This window comes from Plantibacter sp. lyk4-40-MEA-4 (assembly GCF_030209415.1).
Taxonomy (GTDB): domain Bacteria; phylum Actinomycetota; class Actinomycetes; order Actinomycetales; family Microbacteriaceae; genus Plantibacter; species Plantibacter flavus_A.
Map to the genome: position 1 here is coordinate 1 of NZ_JARVSA010000008.1, position 23,471 is coordinate 23,471.

The 23,471-nt window shown below is 69.6% G+C and carries 24 protein-coding genes and 1 tRNA gene; 21 read left to right on the forward strand and 4 right to left on the reverse strand.

All coding sequences use genetic code 11. The features are described 5' to 3' along the window. Window positions 1-473: 473 nt before the first annotated feature. Complete coding sequence (locus tag QRN44_RS14420) at window positions 474-752, reverse strand: hypothetical protein (RefSeq protein ID WP_285039461.1); 279 nt, start codon at window positions 750-752, stop codon at window positions 474-476. A gap of 114 nt (window positions 753-866) precedes the next feature. Here QRN44_RS14420 and QRN44_RS14425 point away from each other — a divergent pair, with 114 nt between their 5' ends. The 16 genes from QRN44_RS14425 to der all read left to right on the forward strand — a co-directional run bounded on the left by QRN44_RS14425 (window position 867) and on the right by der (window position 16,297). Then, window positions 867-1,535: a hypothetical protein gene (locus QRN44_RS14425; protein WP_285039462.1), complete on the forward strand. Its 669-nt coding sequence runs from the start codon at window positions 867-869 to the stop codon at window positions 1,533-1,535. Window positions 1,536-1,539: 4 nt separating this feature from the next. Beyond that, entirely contained in the window at window positions 1,540-2,541 is a 1,002-nt protein-coding gene (locus QRN44_RS14430) for an HAD-IIA family hydrolase (protein ID WP_240555473.1), read from the forward strand. A 91-nt stretch (window positions 2,542-2,632) separates the two neighbouring features. Then, a complete protein-coding gene (locus tag QRN44_RS14435) occupies window positions 2,633-2,791 on the forward strand; it encodes a hypothetical protein (protein ID WP_167620469.1) in 159 nt (52 codons plus the stop codon). 3 nt (window positions 2,792-2,794) lie between these two features. Beyond that, complete coding sequence (locus QRN44_RS14440; RefSeq protein WP_175118228.1) at window positions 2,795-3,646, forward strand: TlyA family RNA methyltransferase; 852 nt, start codon at window positions 2,795-2,797, stop codon at window positions 3,644-3,646. A 4-nt stretch (window positions 3,647-3,650) separates the two neighbouring features. After that, window positions 3,651-4,661 carry an NAD kinase gene (locus QRN44_RS14445; protein ID WP_121290417.1) on the forward strand — a complete coding sequence of 337 codons (1,011 nt, stop codon included), beginning with the start codon at window positions 3,651-3,653 and terminating at the stop codon, window positions 4,659-4,661. Then, window positions 4,658-6,355: a DNA repair protein RecN gene (gene recN / locus QRN44_RS14450; RefSeq protein WP_285039463.1), complete on the forward strand. Its 1,698-nt coding sequence runs from the start codon at window positions 4,658-4,660 to the stop codon at window positions 6,353-6,355. Before QRN44_RS14445 ends, recN begins: the two co-directional genes overlap by 4 nt. Before the next feature lie 86 nt (window positions 6,356-6,441). Then, on the forward strand, window positions 6,442-8,136 hold the full coding sequence (gene pyrG, locus QRN44_RS14455; protein ID WP_199862395.1) for a CTP synthase: 1,695 nt from the start codon (window positions 6,442-6,444) through the stop codon (window positions 8,134-8,136). Further along, window positions 8,129-8,767 (forward strand): NUDIX domain-containing protein, encoded by a 639-nt coding sequence (locus QRN44_RS14460; protein ID WP_285039464.1) that lies wholly within the window; start codon window positions 8,129-8,131, stop codon window positions 8,765-8,767. The genes pyrG and QRN44_RS14460 overlap by 8 nt, the downstream gene beginning before the upstream one ends. A gap of 3 nt (window positions 8,768-8,770) precedes the next feature. After that, on the forward strand, window positions 8,771-9,706 hold the full coding sequence (xerD, locus tag QRN44_RS14465) for a site-specific tyrosine recombinase XerD (protein ID WP_285039465.1): 936 nt from the start codon (window positions 8,771-8,773) through the stop codon (window positions 9,704-9,706). Between the two features lie 85 nt (window positions 9,707-9,791). Continuing rightward, window positions 9,792-10,667, forward strand: coding sequence for a ParA family protein (locus QRN44_RS14470; RefSeq protein ID WP_071260744.1), 876 nt, complete (start codon window positions 9,792-9,794; stop codon window positions 10,665-10,667). Between the two features lie 16 nt (window positions 10,668-10,683). Continuing rightward, the gene (locus tag QRN44_RS14475; protein ID WP_502928644.1) at window positions 10,684-11,544 is read left to right on the forward strand and encodes a segregation and condensation protein A; all 861 of its coding nucleotides are present in this window, start codon (window positions 10,684-10,686) and stop codon (window positions 11,542-11,544) included. Next, window positions 11,537-12,172, forward strand: coding sequence for an SMC-Scp complex subunit ScpB (gene scpB, locus QRN44_RS14480; RefSeq protein WP_121290430.1), 636 nt, complete (start codon window positions 11,537-11,539; stop codon window positions 12,170-12,172). Before QRN44_RS14475 ends, scpB begins: the two co-directional genes overlap by 8 nt. Continuing rightward, entirely contained in the window at window positions 12,138-12,959 is an 822-nt protein-coding gene (locus QRN44_RS14485; RefSeq protein ID WP_079002647.1) for a pseudouridine synthase, read from the forward strand. Before scpB ends, QRN44_RS14485 begins: the two co-directional genes overlap by 35 nt. Beyond that, window positions 12,956-14,056 carry a prephenate dehydrogenase gene (locus QRN44_RS14490; protein ID WP_175118234.1) on the forward strand — a complete coding sequence of 367 codons (1,101 nt, stop codon included), beginning with the start codon at window positions 12,956-12,958 and terminating at the stop codon, window positions 14,054-14,056. The genes QRN44_RS14485 and QRN44_RS14490 overlap by 4 nt, the downstream gene beginning before the upstream one ends. A gap of 8 nt (window positions 14,057-14,064) precedes the next feature. Further along, on the forward strand, window positions 14,065-14,802 hold the full coding sequence (cmk, locus tag QRN44_RS14495; protein ID WP_285039466.1) for a (d)CMP kinase: 738 nt from the start codon (window positions 14,065-14,067) through the stop codon (window positions 14,800-14,802). Continuing rightward, window positions 14,789-16,297: a ribosome biogenesis GTPase Der gene (der, locus tag QRN44_RS14500; protein WP_079002645.1), complete on the forward strand. Its 1,509-nt coding sequence runs from the start codon at window positions 14,789-14,791 to the stop codon at window positions 16,295-16,297. Before cmk ends, der begins: the two co-directional genes overlap by 14 nt. A gap of 93 nt (window positions 16,298-16,390) precedes the next feature. Here the strand turns inward: der and QRN44_RS14505 are convergent, their stop codons facing one another. Continuing rightward, window positions 16,391-17,038 (reverse strand): TetR/AcrR family transcriptional regulator, encoded by a 648-nt coding sequence (locus QRN44_RS14505; RefSeq protein ID WP_285039467.1) that lies wholly within the window; start codon window positions 17,036-17,038, stop codon window positions 16,391-16,393. A 146-nt stretch (window positions 17,039-17,184) separates the two neighbouring features. Between QRN44_RS14505 and QRN44_RS14510 the strand changes: the two genes are divergently transcribed. The 4 genes from QRN44_RS14510 (at window position 17,185) to QRN44_RS14525 (ending at window position 22,229) form a co-directional block, all read left to right on the forward strand. After that, on the forward strand, window positions 17,185-18,099 hold the full coding sequence (locus QRN44_RS14510) for an NUDIX domain-containing protein (protein ID WP_285039468.1): 915 nt from the start codon (window positions 17,185-17,187) through the stop codon (window positions 18,097-18,099). Between the two features lie 100 nt (window positions 18,100-18,199). After that, window positions 18,200-18,688, forward strand: a complete 489-nt coding sequence (locus QRN44_RS14515; RefSeq protein ID WP_079002642.1) for an NfeD family protein — start codon at window positions 18,200-18,202, stop codon at window positions 18,686-18,688. A 46-nt stretch (window positions 18,689-18,734) separates the two neighbouring features. Continuing rightward, the gene (locus QRN44_RS14520) at window positions 18,735-20,255 is read left to right on the forward strand and encodes a flotillin family protein (protein WP_064295482.1); all 1,521 of its coding nucleotides are present in this window, start codon (window positions 18,735-18,737) and stop codon (window positions 20,253-20,255) included. Window positions 20,256-20,534: 279 nt separating this feature from the next. Further along, the gene (locus tag QRN44_RS14525) at window positions 20,535-22,229 is read left to right on the forward strand and encodes a long-chain-fatty-acid--CoA ligase (RefSeq protein ID WP_502928645.1); all 1,695 of its coding nucleotides are present in this window, start codon (window positions 20,535-20,537) and stop codon (window positions 22,227-22,229) included. Between the two features lie 79 nt (window positions 22,230-22,308). Here the strand turns inward: QRN44_RS14525 and QRN44_RS14530 are convergent, their stop codons facing one another. Further along, window positions 22,309-22,509, reverse strand: coding sequence for a hypothetical protein (locus QRN44_RS14530; RefSeq protein ID WP_285039470.1), 201 nt, complete (start codon window positions 22,507-22,509; stop codon window positions 22,309-22,311). Between the two features lie 220 nt (window positions 22,510-22,729). Here QRN44_RS14530 and QRN44_RS14535 point away from each other — a divergent pair. Continuing rightward, window positions 22,730-22,806: transfer RNA gene (locus tag QRN44_RS14535), tRNA-Pro, on the forward strand. 73 nt (window positions 22,807-22,879) lie between these two features. On the opposite strand, the gene QRN44_RS14540 is transcribed toward QRN44_RS14535, so the two are convergent. After that, a complete protein-coding gene (locus QRN44_RS14540) occupies window positions 22,880-23,440 on the reverse strand; it encodes a hypothetical protein (protein WP_285039471.1) in 561 nt (186 codons plus the stop codon). Window positions 23,441-23,471: the final 31 nt, after the last annotated feature.

A 23,471-nucleotide genomic window follows, 5' to 3' on the forward strand; every position in this document is an offset into this window, starting at 1 on the left:
GGACTTCTTCGTTGAAATGGCCACCCAAGGTTCTTGGGTGGCCATTTTGCGTTAAGTCGTCGTTTCACGGGTACCGTGGGACAAGAATTCAACAGTAGGTTGACGCCGGGTGACGGCGTCCGAGCACCGTGGAGATCATCGTGAGTGACCAGTCAGCAGACCAGCCCGACAAGGGTGAGCGACGTCCTCCGAGATCTTCCGGTGACAACCGTGGGAACGGTGGTGCTGCACGGCGCGATGATCGCGCTCGTGGCACCGATCGTCCGCAGCGATCCGACCGTCCAGCACGGAGCGGTGACCGCCCGGCGGCGGGGGATCGTCCGCAGCGTTCGGATCGTCCCGCGCGCAGCGGTGACCGTCCTTCATCAGGAGACCGTCCGCAGCGTTCGGATCGTCCGGCCTGGCAGAAGGATCGGCCGGCGTCCGGCGACCGTCCGCAACGGTCGGACCGTCCTGCCTGGCAACGGGACCGTTCATCGTCGGGGGATCGTCCGCAGCGGTCGGACCGTCCTGCGCGGAGCGGTGACCGCCCCTCGTCCGGCGATCGCCTGGACCGTGGGAACCGGACCGACCGTGGACACTCCTCTGAGCGTGGTGGCCGCCCCGACCGCGGGCGCGACAGCGGTGGACGCGAGCTGTGGACGCGCGATGGCGCTCCTGCCCGCGGCGACCGCGACGCGTTCCGACGCGAGCGCGAGCTGACGGAAGAAGAGCGCATCGCGTTCGAGCTCAAGTCGATCCGGCCGCGTCACGACGACCCGGAGATCCCTGACGACGTCACGCCGCAGGACCTCGACAAGGGTGCGCGGAACGAGCTGAAGACCCTGAGCAAGGAGAACGCCGACGGCGTCGCCCAGCACCTGGCGATGGCGGCGCGACTGATCGACAGCGATCCTGCGTTGGCCCACCTCCACGCGATGTCCGCTGCCCGTCGGGCCGGCCGGATCGCGATGGTCCGCGAGACCCTCGCCATCACCGCGTACGAGACCGGCGACTACGCCCTCGCGCTTCGCGAGCTGCGGACCTACCGCCGTATCTCCGGCAAGGACGACCAGTTGCCACTCATGGTGGACAGTGAACGCGGCGTCGGCCGACCGGAGCGTGCCCTGGAACTCGGACGGTCCGTCGACCGCTCGACCCTCGACGTGCCGGTCCGCGTCGCCCTCGCGATCGCGATGTCGGGGGCCCGGCTCGACCTCGGGCAGACCGAGGACGCGCTGCTCGAGCTGCAGATCCCGCAGCTCGACCCGAAGCGTGCGTTCTCCTACAGCCCGGCGTTGTTCAATGCCTACGCCGAGACCCTCGAGGTCCTCGGTCGCGAGGAGGAGGCGGCCGTCTGGCACGACCGGGCGATGATCGCCTCCGAGGCGCTCGAGCAGTCCGCTGCGGACGACGCGGGCGAGACGATGGTGGTCGTGGAGGAGCTCCTCGAGTTCGACGACGAATCCGAGTCGCCCACGGCTGACGCCCCTGGATCCGACGATCAGCCCGGGGAGGAGCCGTCCGGTGAGTCCGCTGCTGACGAGAAGGCCTAAGCCCGTGACCCCGCTCGACGGCGTCGACGTGGTCCTCGCCGATCTGGACGGCGTGGTCTACGCCGGTCCGAACCCGATCCCGCACGCAGTGGAGTCGCTGAACCTGGCGGCGGAACACGTTCGCGTCGGATACATCACGAACAACGCCTCCCGGACGGACGCCTCCGTCGCGCAGCACTTGACCGACCTCGGGCTCAGCGTCGCGCCGGCAGAGGTCGTCACGAGCCCACAGGCCGCGGTCCGGCTGCTGGCCGGCCTCGTGCCCGCCGGGTCGACGATCCTGGTGGTCGGTGGTGCCGGGCTCGTCGACGAGGTCGAGAAGGGTGGCTTCGTCGTCACCCGCTCGGCTGAGGACTCGCCGGCTGCGGTGATCCAGGGGTTCGCTCCCGAAGTCGGCTGGTCGCAGCTGGCGGAAGCGGCGTTCGCGCTGCAGACGCCGACCGCCGACGGCTCCGAGCTGCCGTGGGTCGCGACGAACACGGACTGGACCATCCCACAGGCTCGCGGGATCGCTCCGGGAAACGGCACGCTGGTGTCGGCCGTCCACACAGCGGTCGGCCGTCTGGCGACCGTCGCCGGGAAGCCGGAGGTTCCGATCTTCGACGAGGCGAAGGTGCGTTTCGGCGCATCGAAGCCGCTCTTCATCGGCGACCGACTCGACACCGACATCCTCGGTGCGAACCGCGCCGGGATCGCGTCGGCCCTCGTCCTGACCGGTATCGATCGAGCCAAGCACGTCCTCGCGGCCGACCAGCACTCCCGGCCGACCTTCATCCTCGAGGACCTGCGGCAGCTGCACGAGCCCTATCCGGCCACCACCATGTCGCGCGACGGCAAGGCGGCGACGGTCGGTGCGGCCACGGTGCGGATCCGTGGGAACGACGTCGTGGTGGAGTCCGACGGCCCGTCGCGGATCGACCTGTTGCGCGCCGCGTGCGCCGCGATCTGGGCGTCCGGCCGGGCCATCTACGGGCTCAACGTCCCGGAGCACCTGTACGCGGAGTGATGCCCACCCCTCGGGAGGCGCGGTTCGTCACGGGTGTTCGCCCACAGCGGTTCCCGGGGGCGGCGACGGTGGCGGCCGGTAGGGTTGCCCTGTGACGAACGAACCGGAGCACCCGACCGACGGCCTCGTGTCCCGCGTCCGCCTCATCGACGAGCAGCCGCTCGAGGAGCGGGCCGCCGCGTACGGCGAGCTCGTCGACGAACTCCGGGCGACGCTCGAGGGGAGCGACTCGCCGAAGACGTCGGCGTAGCGCATGGAGAACACACCCGAAGCACCGGCTGCAGCCGATTCGCCGGACGGCGCCGCGCAGTCCGCCCGCCTCGACGCCGCCCTCGCCGCGCGAGGACTCGCCCGCTCCAGAACCCATGCGGCCCAGCTCATCGCCGACGGGCTCGTGAGCGTCGACGACCGCACGATCGTGAAGGCCTCCCACCGGGTCCACCCGGATGCTCGGGTCGCCGTCGCCGGCGCCGACCACTACGTCAGTCGAGCCGCCCACAAGTTGCTCGCCGCCCTGGACACCTTCCCGGTCGTGGTCGACGACGCGCTCGTCCTCGACGCCGGCGCCTCCACCGGCGGGTTCACCCAGGTCCTGCTCGAGCGCGGAGCGCGTCGGGTGGTCGCCCTCGACGTCGGGCACGACCAGCTCGTGCCGCAGCTCCGAGACGACGAGCGGGTGCGGGTCGTGGAGGGGTGCAACGTCCGCTTCCTGACGCCGGAGCAGCTCAGTGACCTCACCGGCCTCGACGAGCGTCCGTCGCTCGTGGTCGGCGACCTCTCGTTCATCTCGCTCACCCAGGTGCTCCCGGCACTCGTGTCGGTCGTCGCGTCACCGGCGGAACTCGTCCTGCTCGTCAAACCGCAGTTCGAGGTCGGTCGTGGTGGCGTCCGTGAGGGCGTCGTCACCGATCCCGCGCTCCGTGCCGACGCCGTCGCGGGCGTCCTGTGGGCGGCCTGGGACCTCGGGCTGGGGACGGCCGGGCTCATCCCGTCGCCGATCGTCGGCACCCACGGCAACCGCGAGTACGTGGTGTGGATATCGGCCGAGCACGGAACCAATCCGACAGAATGGATGCAGCAGATCACCTCGATGGCTGGAGCGTAACCCGATGGCACATTCCACCGATCCTGCGGTCGCGCCGAGGAACATCCTGGTCGTCGCGCACACCGGTCGCGACGACTCCCGCGATGCCGCCGTGCTCGTGTCCAGGCTGCTCCTGGAGGCGGGCGTCCGCCCGGTCCTCAGCGCGCTGGAGCGGGCCGACCTCATCGCCGTCGACCCGGAGCTCGACGTCGTCTCCATCCTCGACGAGGAGGTCTCCCTCGGCGACATCGAACTGGCGATCGTCCTCGGCGGCGACGGCACGATCCTGCGAGCGGCCGAGGTGACCCGAGGATCGGCGGCGCCGCTGCTCGGGGTGAACCTCGGTCACATCGGCTTCCTCGCCGAGAGTGAACGCGACGACCTCGCCGAGACGGTCGAACGCGTCGTGCGTCGCGACTACTTCGTGGAGGAGCGCATGACGCTCTCCGTCCGGGTGAAGGTCGGCGCGGAGGTCGTCTACGAGACCTGGGCGCTCAACGAGGCCACGGTCGAGAAGGCGAGTCGGGAGCGCATGCTCGAGGTCGTGATCGAGGTCGATCAGCGTCCGCTCTCCTCCTTCGGGTGCGACGGGGTGGTCATCTCGACGCCGACCGGCTCCACCGCCTACAACTTCTCGGCGGGCGGCCCGGTCGTGTGGCCGTCGGTGGAGGCCATCACCCTCGTCCCGCTCAGCGCGCACGCCCTGTTCGCGAAGCCGCTCGTGGTCGGCCCGGAGTCGTCCCTCGCCGTCGAGGTCCTGGAACGCACCGACGGCCTCGGCGTGCTCTGGTGCGACGGCCGCCGGGCCAAGGACCTCCAGCCGGGCGCACGGGTGGTCGTCAGACGCTCCTCGGTGCCGGTCCGCCTCGCGCGCCTCCACGAGAGCACCTTCACCGATCGTCTCGTCAACAAGTTCCGGCTGCCGGTCACCGGTTGGCGCGGCCCCGTCGGACGCGAGGAGCCGATGACCGGCACGATCCACGTCCCGGCCTCCACGGCCACCCGACACCACAGCGATCAGGAGGGCACCGCATGATCGAGGAGATCGAGATCCGCGACCTCGGCGTCATCGCGTCCGGGACGCTCCCACTCGGACCCGGTTTCACCGCAGTGACGGGTGAGACAGGCGCGGGCAAGACGATGGTGGTCACCGCCCTCGGGCTGCTCCTCGGTCAGCGGTCGGACAGCGGCGTCGTGCGAGCGGGCCAGAAGCAGACGAGTGTCCAGGGACGCTGGTTGGTGCCGGGCGACGGCGCGGTCGCCGAGCGCGTCCGCGAGGCCGGGGGAGACCTCGACCCTGCGGGTGATGCGGCAGAGCTGCTGCTCGGTCGGATCGTGACCGCCGAGGGCCGCGGCCGCGCGATCGTCGGCGGCCGGACGGCGCCCATCGGTATCCTCTCCGAACTCGGCGAGCAGCTCGTCGTCGTGCACGGGCAGTCCGACCAGATCCGGCTGCGGGCCGCGCCGGCCCAGCGGGACGCCCTGGACCGCTTCGCCGGTGAACCGCTCCAGCGGGCCCTCGGCGACTACCAGCGGCGCTACACGGAGCTCCTCGAGCTGCGGACGGAACTGGAGACCCTGACGAACGAGCGCGACACGCGACTCCTCGAGGCCGAGCAACTGCGCGTCGCGCTCGCCGAGATCGAGCAGGCCGACCCGCAGCCCGGCGAGGACGCCGAGCTCGCCGAGCGCGCCGATCGACTGACGAACCTCGAGGAGCTCCGTCTCTCTGCTGCCGGCGCCCGAGAACTCGTCTCGGCCGAGGCGGGCGAGGAGAGCGACGTCGTCGGACTCCTCGAAGGCGCGCGGCGGCAGCTCGACCGGGCCTCGGTGCACGATCCCGCTCTCGGCGCGATCGCCGCGAGTGTCGCCAACGCGAGCTACCTGGCCGCGGAGATCGCCGCCGAGCTCTCGAGCTACCTCGCCGGACTCGACGAGGACGGCGCTCGCGAACTCGAGGTCGTCCAGGAGCGCCGTGCCACGCTCGCGACACTCGCCAGGAAGTACGGGCCGACCCCTGAGGACGTCCTGCACCTGCTCGAGACGGGCAGCACCCGCCTCATGGAGCTCGACGGCGACTCCGACCGCATCACCCAGCTCGAGGGTGACGTCGAACGGCTCTCCGGGGAGGTCGATGCCGCTGCCGCGACGTTGAGCGCCGTCCGGGTCGAAGCCGCTGCTCGACTCGGCGCAGCCGCGAGCGCGGAACTGCGCTCGCTCGCCATGGCCGAGGCGGAGCTCGTCGTCGAGGTGTCCGATCGCGACGACCTCACGCTGCACGGCAAGGACATGATCGCCTTCCTCCTCCGGCCGCACGCCGGTGCCGAGCCCCGACCGCTCGGCAAGGGCGCCTCGGGCGGAGAGCTGTCCCGGGTGATGCTCGCCCTCGAGGTCGTCATCGCCGGCGCGGACCCCGTACCGACCTTCGTGTTCGACGAGGTCGACGCCGGCGTCGGAGGAGCCGCGGCGATCGAGATCGGGCGTCGCCTCGCGGCCCTCGCCGAACGCTCGCAGGTGATCGTCGTCACCCACCTCGCGCAGGTCGCGGCCTTCGCGAACAACCACCTGAGCGTGGTCAAGGGCGGAGACGGTTCGGTGACGGCGTCGAGCGTACGCCAGCTCGTCGGCGCCGAGCGTGAGGCGGAGATGGCGCGGCTGCTCTCCGGGCTCGCGGAGTCCGTTAGCGGCCTCGCCCACGCCCGCGAACTGCTCGCCCTCGCAGCCTCCTGACGACGCGACCGCGAAGGAAGCGACACATGAACCCGAACTGGATGGTAGGATAAAAGCCCGTGGTGAATACTTCTGAAGCGGGCAACCTGAACTCTCCGACCGACGGCATCGTCTCGGGCTCCAACGGCACGACCAAGCACATCTTCGTGACTGGTGGTGTCGTTTCTTCGTTGGGCAAGGGGCTCACCGCAGCCAGCCTCGGCAACCTGCTGACGGCGCGCGGGCTCCGGGTGGTCATGCAGAAGCTCGACCCCTACCTGAACGTCGACCCGGGCACGATGAACCCGTTCCAGCACGGCGAGGTCTTCGTGACCGACGACGGCGCCGAGACCGACCTCGACATCGGCCACTACGAGCGGTTCCTCGACATCGAGCTGAGCCAGGCCGCGAACGTGACGACGGGTCAGATCTACTCGACCGTGATCGCCAAGGAGCGTCGCGGCGAGTACCTCGGCGACACCGTGCAGGTGATCCCGCACATCACGGACGAGATCAAGCGCCGCATGCGCCTCCAGGCGTCCGAGACCCCCCAGCCCGACGTGATCATCACCGAGATCGGTGGCACGGTCGGCGACATCGAGTCGCAGCCGTTCATCGAGTCGGCACGGCAGATCCGCCACGAGCTCGGCCGGAACAACGTGTTCTTCGTCCACGTCTCGCTCGTGCCGTACATGGGCGCCTCCGGTGAGCAGAAGACGAAGCCGACGCAGCACTCGGTCGCGGCCCTCCGGTCCATCGGCATCCAGCCCGACGCGCTCGTGCTCCGCAGCGACCGCCCGGTGACCGAGAGCAACAAGCGCAAGATCGCGCTCATGTGCGACGTCGACGAGGACGCGGTCGTGAACGCGGTCGACGTCCCGAGCATCTACGACATCCCCACCATGCTGAACGACCAGGGCCTCGACGCCTACATCGCCGACCGCCTGGGTCTCGTCACGAACGAGGTCGACTGGAGTGGCTGGGCCGACCTGCTCGAGGCCGTCCACCACCCGAAGCACGCCGTCACCATCGGCCTCGTCGGCAAGTACATCGACCTGCCCGACGCCTACCTGTCGGTGACCGAGGCGCTCAAGGCCGGCGGCTTCGCCCACGACACCAAGGTCAGCATCCGTTGGATCCCGTCCGACGACTGCGAGACCGTCGAGGGAGCGATCAAGGCGCTCGCCGACGTCGACGGCATCTGCGTCCCCGGCGGCTTCGGCATCCGCGGCATCGAGGGCAAGCTCGGCGCCCTGAAGTTCGCCCGCGAGAACGGCATCCCGGTGCTCGGCCTCTGTCTCGGCCTGCAGTGCATGGTCATCGAATACGCCCGGAACGTCGTCGGGCTCGAAGGCGCCAGCTCCTCCGAGTTCGACCCCGACACGCAGTTCCCCGTCATCGCGACGATGGCCGAACAGGTCGAGATCATCGCCGGCGGCGACCTCGGCGGCACGATGCGCCTCGGTCTGTATGCGGCGAAGCTCGACGAGGGCTCGATCGTCGCCGAGCTGTACGGTGCGGACGAGGTGTCCGAGCGTCACCGTCACCGCTACGAGGTGAACAACGGCTACCGCCAGCAGATCGCGGACGCCGGCCTCCAGTTCTCCGGCCTGTCGCCCGACGGCACGCTCGTCGAGTACGTCGAGCTGCCGCGCGAGGTGCACCCGTTCTACGTCGCCACGCAGGCGCACCCCGAGCTGCGGTCGCGCCCGAACCACGCGCACCCGCTGTTCGCCGGCCTCGTCGGTGCTTCGCTCGAGCGCCAGCAGGCGAGCCGGCTGTTCGACGTCGCCAATGGTTGAGTCGACCGGCGACGCCGCGTCGTTGCGCGACGAGTCGCACCCCGTCGAGGTGGTGTCCTCCGAGCGCGCGTTCGCGGGCAAGGTGTGGGACATCCGTCGGGAGACGTTCCGCTACGGTGACGGGGAGGTCGTGCGCGAGTTCGTCGACCACACCGGGGCGGTGGCGGTGTTGGCGCTCGACGCCGACGAGCGCGTCCTGCTCATCCAGCAGTACCGCCACCCGATCGGGGAGCGCGACTGGGAGCTGCCTGCCGGCCTGCTCGACATCGCGGGGGAGGACCCGGCCGTGGCCGCGGGTCGCGAGCTGGAGGAGGAGGCCGATCTCGTCGCCGGTTCGCTCCAGCTGCTGACGGAGTTCTACACGACGCCCGGTGGCAGCAACGAGTCGATCCGCATCTATCTCGCGCGTGATCTCACGGCGACCGCCGAGGCCTTCGCCCGTGCTGAGGAGGAGGCGGACATCCTCGTGGAGTGGGTGCCGCTCGACGACGCCGTGGCCGCGGTACTCGACGGTCGGCTCCACAACTCGATCCTGATGCTCGGTGTCCTCACGGCCGCCGCGGCTCGCGATCGCGGGTGGTCGACGCTGCGCGACAGCGGCGACTCCACGATCGGGCCGGGCGGAGCCTGAGGCGTGGCGCTCGATCGCGCGGTCGCCGACTACCTGCGGCACATCGCGATCGAGCGCGGCCTGTCGGCCAACACGCAGGCCGCCTACCGGCGGGATCTCGAGGGCTACCTCGCCTGGCTCGGGGCGCACGACGTCGTCGAGGCGCCGGCCGTCACCGCTGCGCACGTGTCGGAGTACACGGCGTCGCTCCGGACACCGGAGGGGCAGCCGGTGCGTGCGTCCTCGCTCGCCAGGGTGCTGTCGTCGATCCGTGGTCTGCACCGGTTCCTGCTCGACGAACAGCTCGTCGAGGTCGACGTCGCACGTGAGGTGCGGCCGCCGAAGCTCCCGGGGCGGCTCCCGAAGGCGATCACGATCGACCAGGTCCGCGCGCTGCTCGAGACGACCGACGGCGACGACCTGTTGGCCGTCCGCGACAAGGCGCTCCTCGAACTGCTCTACGCGACCGGAGCCCGGGTCTCGGAAGCCGTCGGCCTGAACGTCGACGACGTCATCGACACCGACATCGTCCGACTCCTCGGCAAGGGCGGCAAGCAGCGGATCGTGCCGCTCGGCAGCTTCGCCCGCGACGCCGTCGACCGCTACCTCGTGCGCGTCCGGCCGGTCTTCTCCGGCCTCGGTCGGTCGACGCCGGCGCTGTTCCTCGGGCAGCGCGGTGCGCGGCTGTCCCGACAGAGTGCGTGGCTCGTCCTCCAGCGTGCCGCCGAGCGCGCCGGACTCGAGTCGCACGTGTCGCCGCACACCCTCCGACACTCCTTCGCGACGCACCTGCTGCAGGGCGGAGCCGACGTCCGGGTCGTGCAGGAACTCCTCGGTCACTCCTCGGTGGCGACGACGCAGCTGTACACGTTGGTGACGGTCGGCAACCTCCGTGATGTGTACACGCAGTCCCATCCCCGGGCGAGATGGACCGCGGGCGGAGCGGCACCGCAGGCCTGACCCGCGGCCCGGTAGACTCGTCACTCGAACGACAGCAAGCGGGAGCGAGGCAACACCGGTGGCCGGTACGAAGCACACGAGCGCAGTGCAGGATTCTGCGCGCAAGACCGCCGCCGAACTGAACCCGAACGGCCCGACCGGCCGCCCGCGTCGTGAGTTCGCGGTGCCGCCCACGCTGGCGCAGCACGGACCGGCACGCATCATCTCGCTCTGCAACCAGAAGGGCGGGGTCGGCAAGACGACGACCACCATCAGTCTGTCCGCCGCGCTGGCCGAATACGGCCGCCGGGTGCTCGTCGTCGACTTCGATCCGCAGGGCGCGCTGTCCGCCGGTCTCGGCATCTCCACCCACGACTCCAACACCGTGTACGACCTGCTGCTCGGCACCGTGAAGGACCCGGCCGAGGTCATCCAGCACACCGCCATCGAGGGTCTCGACGTGCTTCCGGCCAACATCGACCTCTCGGCCGCCGAGGTCCACCTCGTCAACGAGGTCGCGCGGGAGACGATCCTGGCCCGGGTGCTCCGCAAGGTGTCCGACGACTACGACGTCATCCTGATCGACTGCCAGCCCTCGCTCGGCCTCCTCACGGTCAACGCCCTCACCGCCAGCCATGGGGTGCTCATCCCGCTCGAGTGCGAGTTCTTCGCGCTCCGCGGTGTCGCGCTGCTCATCGAGACCATCGACAAGGTGCGCGACCGCCTCAACCCGGCGATCGAGCTCGACGGGATCCTGGCCACCATGTACGACTCCCGGACGCTGCACTCGCGCGAGGTCCTCGAGCGCGTCGTCGACGCGTTCGGCGAGAAGGTCCTCGAGACGGTCATCGGACGGACCGTGAAGTTCCCCGACGCGAGCGTCGCCGGAACCCCGATCACCGAGTTCGCACCGGAGCACGCCGCCGCGAAGGCCTACCGTCAGCTCGCGAGAGAGCTCATCTCCCGTGGCGCGATCGCCTGATCCCGCGCGGACGCCCGTGGCCGTCCTCCCTCCGGCCGGCGACACCGGCTCGCGCTCCGATGAGGCGACGACCGTCGACCCCGCACCGGCACCGTCACCGTCGTTCCGGGTGTCGTTCGAGGGTTTCGAAGGACCCTTCGACCTCCTGCTGACCCTCATCGGCAAGCACGAACTCGACATCACGGAGGTCTCGCTCAGCCGCGTGACCGATGAGTTCATCGCCTACCTGCGGACGCTCGAGGCCGATGACGAACTCGACCAGGCGAGCGAGTTCCTCGTCGTGGCGGCCACGCTGCTCGACCTCAAGATCGCCGGGCTGCTGCCGCAGGGCGAACTCGTCGACGCGGAGGACGTCGCCCTGCTGGAGGCGCGGGACCTGCTGTTCGCCCGCCTGTTGCAGTACCGCGCGTTCAAGCAGGCGTCCGCGTGGTTCGCGGAGCGCCTCGACCTGGAGGCGGCGCGGCACTTCCGGGCGGTCCGGCTGGAGGAGCAGTACCGCCAGCAGACCCCGGAACTCGTCTGGACGCTGACCGCGCAGGACTTCGGCGCACTCGCGACGCTCGCGTTCACGCCACGCGAGGTGCCGACCGTCGGTCTCGACCACCTGCACGCACCGCTCGTGAGCATCCGCGAGCAGGCGGCGCACGTCGTCGCCATCCTGCGCCGCGGCGGGTCCCACACCTTCCGCGAGCTCGTGGCCGGTGCGGAGCTGAAGGGCGTGGTCATCGCGCGCTTCATCGCCGTGCTCGAACTGTACCGGCACGCCGCGCTGTCCTTCGAGCAGATCGAACCGCTCGGCGAGCTCACGCTCCGCTGGACCGCCGAGACCTGGAACGACGACAGCCTCGCCAACCTGGGAGCCGATTACGATGCCTGACGCGACACCCGAGTCGATCGGGCGGCCGACGGACGCCGCCCAGAGCCTGCCGCCCGAGCCCGCGCCGGTGCCCGCACCGGACGTCCCACGGGCGCTCGAGGCGATCCTCATGGTCGCCGACGAACCGCAGAGCCTCGTGAACCTCGCCGCTGCCGTGCACGTGCCGGTCGGAGCCGTCAGACGGGCCATCGCCGACCTCGTCGCCGACTACGACGGCGAACGCGGTGGCGTCCGACGCGGATTCGAACTCCGCGAGGTCGGCGGCGGCTGGCGGATCTACGTCCGAGCCGACTACGACGCGCTCGTCACCGACTACGTCGTGACGCAGAACCCGACGAAGCTGTCGCAGGCGGCGCTCGAGACCCTGGCCGTGATCGCCTACAAGCAGCCGATCAGCCGCGGCGCGATCGCCTCGATCCGCGCCGTCAACGTCGACTCCGTCGTCCGCACCCTCCTCGGGCGTGGACTCATCACGGAGATGTTCACCGACAGTGAGACGGGTGCCATCAACTACGGCACCACCGATCTCCTGCTCACCCAACTTGGTATCAACGCCATCGAGGAGCTGCCGCGGATCTCGCCGTTGCTCGACGATGGCCGGGAAGGATTCGACAGTGACCAGCACTGAATCAGAGGGCATCCGCTTGCAGAAGGTGCTGGCGAACGCCGGCGTCGCCTCGAGGCGCGTGTCGGAGCAGCTCATCGAGGACGGCCGCGTGGAGGTGAACGGCGTCGTCGTCACCGAGCTCGGCTCGCGGATCGACCCGGAGCACGACCTCGTGTCCGTCGACGGCAGCGCCATCCAGCTCGACGCCTCGAAGCGCTACCTCATGCTCAACAAGCCGGTGGGCATCTACAGCTCGCTGAAGGACGACCGCGGTCGCCCCGACCTGCGCCGCTTCACCGAGCAGTACGAGGAACGGCTGTTCAACGTCGGCCGCCTCGACGCCGAGACGAGCGGTCTGCTCATCCTCACCAACGACGGCGACCTCGCGCACGTGCTCGCCCACCCCTCCTTCGGTGTGCAGAAGACGTACATCGCGAAGGTCACGGGCAAGGTGACCCCCCAGGTCCTCGCGAAGCTGACCGCGGGCATCGAGCTCGAGGACGGACCGATCTCCGCCGACAAGGCCCGCCTGCTCGGCACCGAGGACGGCTCCAGTCTCGTGGAGCTCACGCTGCACTCCGGGCGGAACCGCATCGTCCGTCGCATGCTCGACGCCGTCGGCCACCCGGTCGTCGACCTCGTGCGCCGTCAGTTCGGTCCGCTGCACCTCGGGACGCTCGGATCCGGCCAGTTGCGCGAGCTCAGCAAGGACGAACTCGGCGCCATCCTGACCATCGCCCGCGCACACGGTCCTGAAGCCCGTGCGGCCGACGGCACGGCAGCGGAGGCGCCGGAGCCGACGGCATGAGCGACTTGAGCGCCGCTCCCGCGCGCGTGCAGGGCTCGGTCCGCATCGTCGGAGCCGGCCTCCTCGGCGCGAGCATCGGACTCGCACTGCGCGCCAAGGGCGTCGACATCATCCTCGACGACGCATCGCCCAGTCAGTTGCGCCTCGCCGTCGACTACGGCGCGGGTCGTGCGGCGGAACCCTCCGACGACCCGTCCGTCGTCGTCATCTGCGTCCCGCCGGACGTCACCGCCCGCGTCATCGAGGCCGAACTCGCCGCGTTCCCAAATGCCGTCGTGACCGACGTCGCGAGCGTGAAACTCGAACCGTACCGCGCACTGCTCGAGCGCGGTGTCGACCTCACCCGGTACATCGGGTCGCACCCGCTCGCCGGCCGTGAGCGCGGGGGAGCGATCTCGGCGCGAGCCGACCTCTTCCTCGGTCGCCCGTGGGTGATCTGCCGCGACGCCGAGACACCCGCCTGGGCGCTGTCGCAGGTGGAGGGCCTCGCGCTCGACCTCGGCACCATCCCGATGGAGATGACGCCGGACGAACACGACCGCTTCGTCGCGCTCGTCTCGCACACGCCGCAGCTCGTCGCGAGCCTCCTGGCCGCCCAGCTGCAGGACGCCGAGGAGGGCGCCATCCAGCTCGCCGGACAGGGGCTGCGCGACACCGTCCGCATCGCCTCGAGCGCGCCGGAGCTCTGGGTCCAGATCCTCAGCGCCAACCACGCCGAGGTCCTCCCGGTGCTCGAGCAGCTGTCCACCGACCTCGCGTCCGTCATCTCGGCGCTCCGGGACCCGGAGGTGCCGGGCGCTCGCCGCACGATCGCGGACACGATCGCCGCCGGCAACACCGGCGTCGCACGGCTCCCCGGCAAGCACGGCCAGAACCGCCGGTTCGCGAGCATCGTCGTCCTGCTCGACGACCGCCCCGGCCAGCTGGGCGCCCTGTTCACGGAGCTCGGCGAGATCGGCGTCAACATCGAGGACCTGCGTCTGGAGCACTCGCCCGGCGCGAACATCGGTCTCGCGGAGGTCCAGGTCCTCCCCGAGGTGAAGCAGCGCACCGTCGACGACCTCGAGTCGCGCGGCTGGCGCATCGCGGAAGTATAGGAAGAGACATGACCGAACAGCACCCCACCAGCACCGGCGCGTCGACGACGCCTGACGCACCCGTCGTGGTCGCGATCGACGGACCGGCCGGCAGCGGCAAGTCCAGCGTGAGCAAGGCCGTCGCCCGTCGGCTCGGTTACCGCTACCTCGACACGGGCGCCTGGTACCGCGCGCTCGCGCTCCACACGCTCGACGCGGACGTCGACCCGGAGGACTCGGCGGCGGTGATCGGCTCGCTCGACGCGTTCGGTGGCGCCTTCACCGTCTCCCTCGACCCGGACGTGACCGCGTTCACGCTCGGTGATCGCGACGTCACGGACGAGATCCGCGGCCCTCGCGTGACGGCGGTCGTGTCCGCCGTCGCCCGTGTCCCGGAGGTGCGTGCGTGGATCAACGAGACCTTCCGATCGCTCATCGCCGGCGTCGACCGCCCGGGCATCGTCGTCGAGGGACGCGACATCACCACGGTGGTCGCACCGGATGCTCAGGCTCGGATCCTGCTCACGGCGTCCGAAGCGGCTAGAATGGCCAGGCGTTCAGCGGAATTCGAGAGCCACCCTGCCGGCGACGTCGCGGAACAACTGCAGCGGCGTGACCGGGCGGACTCCAGGGTCGTCGACTTCATGAACGCGGCGGACGGAGTGACCACGGTCGACTCCACGCACATCGACTTCGACGAGACGGTCGACGCGGTCGTCCGCGTCACCGAATCCCTCACAGCAAGGAACTCCCATGGCTCACGATGACGAGCAGTTCGACGGAGGCCCCGACGACCTCGCGGACCGCCTCCAGGACATGGACGAGGAGCTCGCGACCCAGCGGGCCGCGTCCCTCCGCTCCGGCCTGGCCGACTACGACCTCGAGGGCGACGACCTCGACATCCTCGACGGCGCGACGGAGGACCCGGACGAGATCCGCTTCCTGCCGGCGCTGCCGGTCGTGGCGATCGTCGGACGACCGAACGTGGGCAAGTCCGCGCTGGTGAACCGCATCCTCGGCCGTCGTGAGGCCGTCGTAGAGGACACCCCCGGTGTCACCCGCGACCGCGTGAACTACAAGGCCGAGTGGAACGACCGTCGCTTCACGGTCGTCGACACCGGTGGGTGGGAGCCCGATGCCAAGGGCATCGACGCCTCTGTCGCGGCCCAGGCCGAGATCGCCATCGACCTCTCCGACGTCGTGATCTTCGTGGTCGACGCCATGGTCGGTGCGACGGCGACCGACGAGCAGGTCGTCAAGCTCCTCCGCAAGACCGGACGCCCCGTCTTCCTCGTCGCCAACAAGGTCGACGACGCCCGTCAGGAGCCGGAGGCCGCAGCGCTCTGGAACCTCGGCCTCGGCGAGCCCCACCCGGTCTCCGCGATCCACGGTCGTGGTGTCGCCGACCTCCTCGACAAGATCCTCAAGGTCCTCCCGCAGGTCTCGGCCGTCGCGAAGGACGAGTTCGGCGGCCCCCGCCGTGTCGCGATCCTCGGACGCCCGAACGTCGGCAAGTCCAGCCTGCTCAACAAGACCGCAGGCGAGGAGCGCGTCGTCGTCAACGACCTCGCCGGGACCACCCGCGACCCGGTCGACGAGCAGATCGAGCTCGGCGGCAAGATCTGGCGCTTCGTCGACACCGCGGGCATCCGTCGCCGGGTGCACCTGTCGCAGGGTGCCGACTTCTACGCGTCGCTCCGCACGAGCACGGCGCTCGAGAAGGCCGAGGTGGCCGTCGTCCTCATCGACGTCACCGAGGTGATCAGCGAGCAGGACGTGCGCATCATCGACCTCGTCCTCGAGAGCGGTCGCGCCCTCGTGCTCGCCTTCAACAAGTGGGACCAGCTCGACGACGAACGCCGGAAGTACCTGGAGCGCGAGATCGAACAGGACCTCTCGCACGTGTCCTGGGCGCCGCGCGTCAACATCTCCGCGCGCACGGGCCGCCACTTGGAGCGTCTCGTCCCAGCCCTCGAGGTCGCCCTCGAGTCGTGGGACATGCGTATCCCCACCGGCAAGTTCAACGCCTTCCTCGCCGAGCTCACGGCGGCGCACCCGCACCCGTTGCGCGGTGGCAAGCAGCCCCGCATCCTGTTCGGCACGCAGGCCGCGAGCCGTCCGCCGACCTTCGTGCTCTTCACGACCGGCTTCCTCGATCCCGGTTACCGGCGCTACGTGGTCCGTCGCCTGCGCGAGATCTGGGGCTTCGAGGGCACGCCGATCAACGTCAACATGCGCGTCCGCGAGAAGCGCCAGCGCTGACCCGCGGCGTCCGTCTGCCTGACGGTGGCGACGAAGGCCCGGGACCACTCCATGAAGTGGTCCCGGGCCTTCGTCGTCCTGGTCGAGGCGTGGTCAGGGGCGAGCGAGGGCGGGTTCGTCCGCTGGCGCCAAGGCGGGCTCGTGTTCGGCCTGGAACGGCCACCAGCTCGGGAGCAGCTCGCCGATGACCTCGAGGAACGACGCGATGTCGCGTGGTGCAGGGGTGTCGAGCCAGACGCGGAACGCCGCGACGGAGCCCGCGGCGACGAAGTGCGCTGCCGATCGCGTGAACAGCTCACGCTGCTCCTCGCTCAGACATTCGGCGTGGGGCAGGGTGATCGCCCCGCGCTCGAAGATCTCGAGCACCGTCGAGGTGAAGACGCGGTTGAGCATCGGCTGCAGACTCGCACCGATGAGGTCGTCGCCGAGACCGACGCGGTAGATGTCGGCGCGCTCGTCGATGTGGCGGAGCGCGGCGACTGTGGCGCTGGTGATCGCCGCCGGGGCGTCGTCCGCGGAGACGGTCGCCAGGTGGGTCATGCTCAGTTCCGTGAGCTCCTCGGCGAGGACCGATTCGAGCAGCTCGCACGGCGCCGCCGCGTGCTGGTAGAAGGTCGATCGGTTGATGCCGGCGCGTGCGGCGATCTCCGACACGGAGATCTCGGAGGTCGGGCGTTCGGCGGCGAGTTGCAGGATCGTGCGCGCGAGCCGTGCCCGCGTCCGGCGTTGACGTGCATCCATGAGGGTCCTTCGCGTGGGTTCGGTGCGGCGGGCGCGAGCGCTGCCGATGCAATACTGGAGTTCAATATATAACATATTCTGCACGTGGTGTGGAGATGACGGTGGGCAAGGGGGTGCCGCCCAGCGTTTCGTGCCAGGCTGGTCCAATGACTGATGCGCATCCTCCCGGCGGCCCCCTCCGGGACGCAGGGGATGCCTGGGTCGAATCCGGGGACGGCCGCAAGTTCTGGGGGAGGTTCGGTGCAGCAGGACTCCTCGTGCACGATCGGGCGCGCGGCGTGCTGTTGCAGCACCGGGCCGGTTGGAGCCACTTCGGCGGCACCTGGGGCATCCCGGGAGGCGCGCGTCACCAGTTCGAAAGCGCTGTCGACGGTGCGGTCCGCGAGTCGCACGAGGAGGCGGGTGTCCCCGCCGAGTCGATCGAGCTGCGGTTCGACTCCGTGCTCGATCTCGGGTTCTGGTCGTACACGACGGTGATCGTCGAGGCGGTCGAGCCGTTCGAGCCCGTGGTGTCCGACCCGGAGAGCATCGCTCTCGCCTGGGTGCCGCTCGCCGAGGTCGAGACATTTCCTCTGCACCCTGGCTTCGCCGATTCGTGGCCCGGCCTGCGGTCGCAGCTCGAGCGCCGCGTCACGGTCGTCGTCGACGTCGCGAACGTCGTCGGCTCGCGACCCGACGGGTGGTGGAAGGACCGTGCGGGTGCCGCACAGCGGTTCGTCGCGCGCCTCGGCCGCCTCGCGCACGAGGGTCTCGACGCCCAGGCGCTCGACCTCGACTTCGACCGCTGGTGGCCGGCCTACGTCGCCGTCGTGGAAGGACAGGCCCGCGGCGTCCACACCGATGACAGCGTACGAGAGCCCGGGCACGAACTGCGGGCCGGCGTCTCGATCGTCGACGCTGCGGGGAGTGGCGACGACGCGCTCGTGGACGTCGTCCGTGAACTCGACGGGGCGGTCGTGGTGGTCACCTCGGACCGCGGGTTGCGCGAACGCGTCGAGCGTCTGGGCGCGACGACGCGCGGTGCCGGCTGGCTGACGGAGCTGCTCGACGCAGTGGGCTGAGGGCCCCTGCAGTCGCTCCACAGGGGCCCGCAGCCCGTCGCCGCCGTGACGGGAGACCGCTTTCCTGCACGTCGCCTGGGCGTTCAGTAGGGTTGGTGGCATGACCCTGTTCATCATCGTCGGCGCCGTCGGTCTCGTGATCGTCCTCATCTCCCTGGTCTTCGGTGAGATCTTCGACTTCCTGGACGGGGCGGTCTCGGCCACCGCGCTGGGGAGCGCGTTCACCGTCTTCGGCGCGGTCGGCGCGATCGTGCTGGCGAACGGGTTGCCCGTCTGGTCCGCCTATGTCATCTCGGCCGTCATCGGTGTCCTCGTGCTCGTTGGCGTCCAGCTGATGATCCGGAGCTTCAAGCGTTCGGAGGACGGCACGCCGAGTTCACCGCTCGGTCTCTACGGGGTCGCCCGGTCGACCATCTCGGCGTCCTTCGGCGAGGTCAGCCTCGACGGCCCGCACGAGATCGAGACGCGCCTCGCGTTCTCCGACACGCGGATCGAAACGGGTAGCCGGATCCGCGTGGTCGAGCTCCAGGGTTCCCGCGTGAAGGTCGAACCCGTGTCGAGCGGAGCCGCTGCCGACACGCAGCCCTGATTCCATCCATCCACCAGCACGCCCTCGAGGGGAAGGCACCTGCCCTATGGACTTCATCACCACCAACATCACGGTGATCGCCGTGATCGCACTCGTCGTGGTGGCGCTCGCGATCGTCGCGTTCGTCGCCGGACGCATCAAGCGCGTGCCGCCGAACCAGGCGCTCGTCATCGTCGGTCGGGGGGCCGGCGCCAAGACCGGTGAGCCCGATGGCGGTCAGCGCGTCGTCATCGGTGGGCGGGTGTTCATATGGCCGATCCTGCAGCAGGGCTTCCCGATCTCGCTCGAGCAGCGTCAGATCGGCATCGTCGTGGAGGGTGTCGACACCAACTTCATCAAGGTCGCCATCCAGGCGAGCGTGAACTTCAAGGTCTCCGGCACGCCGGAGGGTGTGCGCCGTGCAGCGCAGCGCTTCCTCTCCCAGCAGGGGTCGCTGACGCAGATCATCCAGCAGTCCCTCGAAGGGTCGCTGCGTTCCATCATCGGCAACATGCCGATCAAGGAGATCATCTCCAACCGCAACGCCCTCTCCGAAGCGGTGGTCGAGGCGACCAAGACGGATCTCGCCGAGCAGGGCCTCCAGGTCGACCTGCTGAACATCTCCGACATCTCGACGCCGGGCACCAACTACCTCGCCGACCTCGGGCGCGCGGAGAACGCGCTCGCCCGGCAGAACGCCGAGATCAAGGAGGCCGAGACCGCTCGTGCCTCCGAGTTCGCACGGATCGAAGCGGCGGAGCAGGTCGCGGAGCGTCAGAAGGCGCTGAGCCTCAAGCAGGCGACGATCAAGGCGGAGACCGACCGCGCGAACGCCGAGGCCGAGGCCTCCGGTCAACTGGCCACGGCGCAGCAGGACCGTCTGGTCGCGGAGCAGGAGCGTGAGGCGCTCGCCGAGAAGGCGAAGGTGGAGCAGGAACGCCTCGACATCGAGGTGCGCAAGCCGGCCGAGGCCGACGCCTACGCGACGGTCCAGCGCGCGCAGGCGGCCCGAGACGCAGCCAATGCCGCGACGGAGGCCGACGCGTTCAAGCGCAAGACCATCGCCGAGGCGAACAAGGTCGCGGCCGTGCAGGACGCCCAGGCCGCTGCAGAGTCCGTGCGCCTCGCCGGTACCGCTGAGCGCGACAAACAGATCGCGCTGGCCGAGGGTATCCGCGCCCAGGGTGACGCGAAGGCGTCGGCCGTGGCCGCGGAGGGTCTGGCCGAGGCTGAGGCGATCGACGCGAAGGCGGAGGCGCTGAAGAAGTACGGTGAGGCCGGACTCGCGTCCGAGATCATCGCTCGTCTGCCTGAGATCACGCGCGCCGTGTCCGAGCCGCTCGGCAACATCTCGAACCTCACGGTCATCTCGACCGAGGGGGCGTCGGCCGTCACGAAGACGGTCGGCCAGGTCGTCAGCGAGGTGCCGAAGGTCGTCAAGGACATCACCGGGCTCGACCTGTCCGCCCTCCTGGGTGGGGTCGCCGGTGGCGCACTGGGGGAGAACCTCCAGCAGGCGATGTCCGACAACGCCGCTGCGGCCGCGAAGCGTCAGCCGAAGACGCCCGCGTCGCCCGACGCCGTCTGAGGCGTTCGATCCTCGGAAGCCGGTCGCCTTCGGGTGGCCGGCTTCTGGCGTTGTTCCACCGTTCCTCGGGCGATTCACCGGTGTCGGTTTGGAGCTTGTCAAGCAGTCCGGTCGCATCCCCGGTCGGGCATACGCGCCCGCCTAGGGTGGAGGCATGCGTGCGGTGCGCGCGGTGTCATCTGGAGGATCATCGTGGACCATCGAGGAAACACAGCCGAGCAGCGCGAGGGCGAGCAGTCGTCGGAGCCGACCGAGGCCGGAGAGGCACAGCGTCAGCGTCTGGCCGAACGGCCGTGGTTGTCGTCCTACGCCAGTGGCGTGCCAGCCGACATCGACGAGGTCACCGAGACGCTCGTCGACCTGCTCGACACCTCGGTCAAGCGTTTCGGTGATCGCATCGCCCTCGAGTTCTTCGGTGCGGAGACCAGCTACAGCGAGCTCGGCGAACAGGTCGCGCGAGCGGCCGAAGGGCTTCGCAAGCTCGGTGTGAAGCCGGGCGACCGCGTGGCCCTCGTGCTGCCGAACTGCCCGCAGCACGTCGTCGCGTTCTACGCGGCGCTCCGGCTCGGCGCGACGGTCATCGAGCACAACCCGCTCTACACGGCTCGGGAGCTGCGGCACCAGTTCGAGGACCACGGTGCGCACGTCGCGATCGTGTGGGACAAGGTCTACGACCTCGTGGCCGACCTCCCGGCCGACGTGATGCGCGGACGGATCGTCTCGGTCGACATCACCCAGGCCCTACCGTTGTCGAAGCGGCTGGCGCTCCGGCTGCCGGTGAAGCGTGCCCGCGAGTCGCGTGCGGCGATGACCGCGACCCCGTCGGCGAAGCACGTGCTTCCGTGGGATCGGCTGATCGGCGGACGGAAGCTGTCGAAGCGGGTCGTGCGTCCGACGCTCGACGACACCGCGCTCCTGCAGTACACGAGCGGGACGACCGGGGCGCCGAAAGGTGCCATCCTCACACACCGCAACCTGCGCGCGAACGCGGCGCAGGGACGCGCCTGGGTGCCGGGCCTGAGCGAGGGTGGCGAGGTCTTCTACGGGGTGCTGCCGTTGTTCCACGCGTACGGCATGACGCTGTGTCTGACGTTCGCGATGAGTATCGGTGCGCGGCTCGTGCTGTTCCCGAAGTTCGATCTGGAGCTGGTGCTCACGGCGGCGAAGAAGTCCCCGCCGACGTTCCTGCCGGCGGTGCCGCCCATCTACGACGCGTTATCGCGTGCGTCGAGCCGCAAGGGTGTCGACCTGACGAGTGTCCGCTTCGCGATCTCCGGGGCGATGAGCCTCCCGGTGTCGACGGTCACGCGCTGGGAGGAGGCGACCGGCGGTCTGCTCGTCGAAGGCTACGGGATGACGGAGTCGTCGCCGGTGGCGCTCGGCAACCCGATCGGTCCGTCGCGTCGGCCGGGCACCGTGGGGGTGCCGTTCCCGAGCACCGAGATCCGCGTCGTCGATCCCGAGAACCCGACGGTCGATCGTGCGGCGGGGGAGTCGGGCGAGCTGCTGCTCCGGGGTCCGCAGGTCTTCCAGGGCTACTGGGGTCGTCCGGACGAGTCGCGTGAGGCGTTGCTCGAGGGTGGCTGGTTGCGGACCGGCGACATCGTGACGGTGTCGGCGGACGGCTTCGTGACGGTCATCGACCGGGTGAAGGAGCTCATCATCACCGGCGGGTTCAACGTGAGCCCGTCCGAGGTGGAGGAGACGCTCCTGTCGCACCCGGACGTCGAGTCGGCCGCCGTGGTCGGCCTGCCGCGCGATTCCGGTGGCGAGGACGTGACGGCTGCGGTGGTCATGCGTGCCGGCACCGTCTTCGACGCCGGCTCGCTGCGCGACTACTGTCGGACCCGCCTCACCGCGTACAAGGTGCCGAAGCGGGTCGTGCAGCTCGACGAGCTGCCGACGTCGCTCATCGGCAAGGTGCTGCGACGCAAAGTGCGCGACCAGCTCGTCGCGGATCGCAAAGCCGAATAGCGGCTCTGCGATGGCACGTGCCCGATCTCGCGGCGCGTCGTGCAGGGCGTGCCGCGGGTGCTGCGGCCTGCCGCAGTGGTCAGCCGCGGGACTCGGGGTGCACCCAGTGGCGCACGACGGGGATGAGGAGCGACAGCGCGACGAAGGTGATGGCGCCGCCGATGACGGCGTCGTCGATCGGCGTGTTGCGGCTGACCTGGACGATGCCGGAGCCGATCGCGACGGGCAGGGCGGTGAGGGCCGCGACGCGGACCTCTTTCCAGTAGTGGCTGTAGCGCATGGGGTCCTCCATCTGGTGGCCGGATCGGTCCGTTCGTCCTGTCACGCGATTGCGGACGAGTCACCGTAGCGTGCCCCGTTCGAGGGTGGGCAGGGGAGACCTCCTGCCCGACGAGTGCGGCTTGTCTGGGATGAGCTACCGTCGCCGGAGCCGTGTCACGGAGCGCCCTCGGAATCCGCTAGACTGTTCGAGTTGTCTTCTCCGCCCGCGGAGATGGCATCGGGCTGTGGCGCAGCTTGGTAGCGCACTTGACTGGGGGTCAAGGGGTCGCAGGTTCAAATCCTGTCAGCCCGACCATATTTGAGTTGCTCAAACAATTGGACTCGTTGAGGCCAGTGGAGGAGCCTTCCGCAGAAATGCGGGAGGCTCCTCACTTTTTGCCCACGACGTGGTCAGCTGCGGCGACGCGCTGCTGTACTGAACAGCTGTGAAGCGTGGCGTGGATATCTGGTCTACCGCTCTCGATCCTGAGGCCGTCGCTCTCGACGTACACGCGGAGCTTGCTGTGGGAGGCGAGCAGCAGACTGCGTTGCATGCCCTCGTGCACTCGCTCATGAAGCTCACCGCGCCTTTTGAGGAGATTGACGAACGCAAGCACCTGGTCTGCTCCGAACTTCATCCGGTCTTCCGTCCTGGTTAGCTTCTCCGCGACGGCTGCCTTTCGTAGCGTCATGGGGTCGAGGCACTGCCTGATCTTCGTGATCTGCAGTTGTCCCTCGGCTGCGAGGTCGATGAGTCCCGCCTCCTTCTCTTCTAGCGGCTTGTGCCGCGCGCGCAGGGCCGCCTTGTCTTCGCGATCCGATGTCTGGAAGTCGGCGAGCGCTCGCGTGACCTCCTCTCGAATCGAAACCATCGTGGAGGCCGCGAACTGTTTGCGGCGGACAGCCTTGGCTACTTCGACGGTGTACGCCTGACGGCGAGCCGCAAGCAAGCAGGCACCCTGTCGGTTCCGAGCGACACAA

Excerpts from the sequence above, each read along its gene's own strand:
- QRN44_RS14425 (WP_285039462.1), top strand. The coding sequence starts at position 867 with ATGGCGGCGCGACTGATCGACAGCGATCCTGCGTTGGCCCACCTCCAC.
- QRN44_RS14440 (WP_175118228.1), top strand. The coding sequence starts at position 2,795 with ATGGAGAACACACCCGAAGCACCGGCTGCAGCCGATTCGCCGGACGGC.
- QRN44_RS14445 (WP_121290417.1), top strand. The coding sequence starts at position 3,651 with ATGGCACATTCCACCGATCCTGCGGTCGCGCCGAGGAACATCCTGGTC.
- recN (WP_285039463.1), top strand. The coding sequence starts at position 4,658 with ATGATCGAGGAGATCGAGATCCGCGACCTCGGCGTCATCGCGTCCGGG.
- QRN44_RS14460 (WP_285039464.1), top strand. The coding sequence starts at position 8,129 with ATGGTTGAGTCGACCGGCGACGCCGCGTCGTTGCGCGACGAGTCGCAC.
- scpB (WP_121290430.1), top strand. The coding sequence starts at position 11,537 with ATGCCTGACGCGACACCCGAGTCGATCGGGCGGCCGACGGACGCCGCC.
- QRN44_RS14485 (WP_079002647.1), top strand. The coding sequence starts at position 12,138 with ATGGCCGGGAAGGATTCGACAGTGACCAGCACTGAATCAGAGGGCATC.
- QRN44_RS14490 (WP_175118234.1), top strand. The coding sequence starts at position 12,956 with ATGAGCGACTTGAGCGCCGCTCCCGCGCGCGTGCAGGGCTCGGTCCGC.
- cmk (WP_285039466.1), top strand. The coding sequence starts at position 14,065 with ATGACCGAACAGCACCCCACCAGCACCGGCGCGTCGACGACGCCTGAC.
- der (WP_079002645.1), top strand. The coding sequence starts at position 14,789 with ATGGCTCACGATGACGAGCAGTTCGACGGAGGCCCCGACGACCTCGCG.
- QRN44_RS14505 (WP_285039467.1), bottom strand. The coding sequence starts at position 17,038 with ATGGATGCACGTCAACGCCGGACGCGGGCACGGCTCGCGCGCACGATC.
- QRN44_RS14510 (WP_285039468.1), top strand. The coding sequence starts at position 17,185 with ATGACTGATGCGCATCCTCCCGGCGGCCCCCTCCGGGACGCAGGGGAT.
- QRN44_RS14515 (WP_079002642.1), top strand. The coding sequence starts at position 18,200 with ATGACCCTGTTCATCATCGTCGGCGCCGTCGGTCTCGTGATCGTCCTC.
- QRN44_RS14520 (WP_064295482.1), top strand. The coding sequence starts at position 18,735 with ATGGACTTCATCACCACCAACATCACGGTGATCGCCGTGATCGCACTC.
- QRN44_RS14530 (WP_285039470.1), bottom strand. The coding sequence starts at position 22,509 with ATGCGCTACAGCCACTACTGGAAAGAGGTCCGCGTCGCGGCCCTCACC.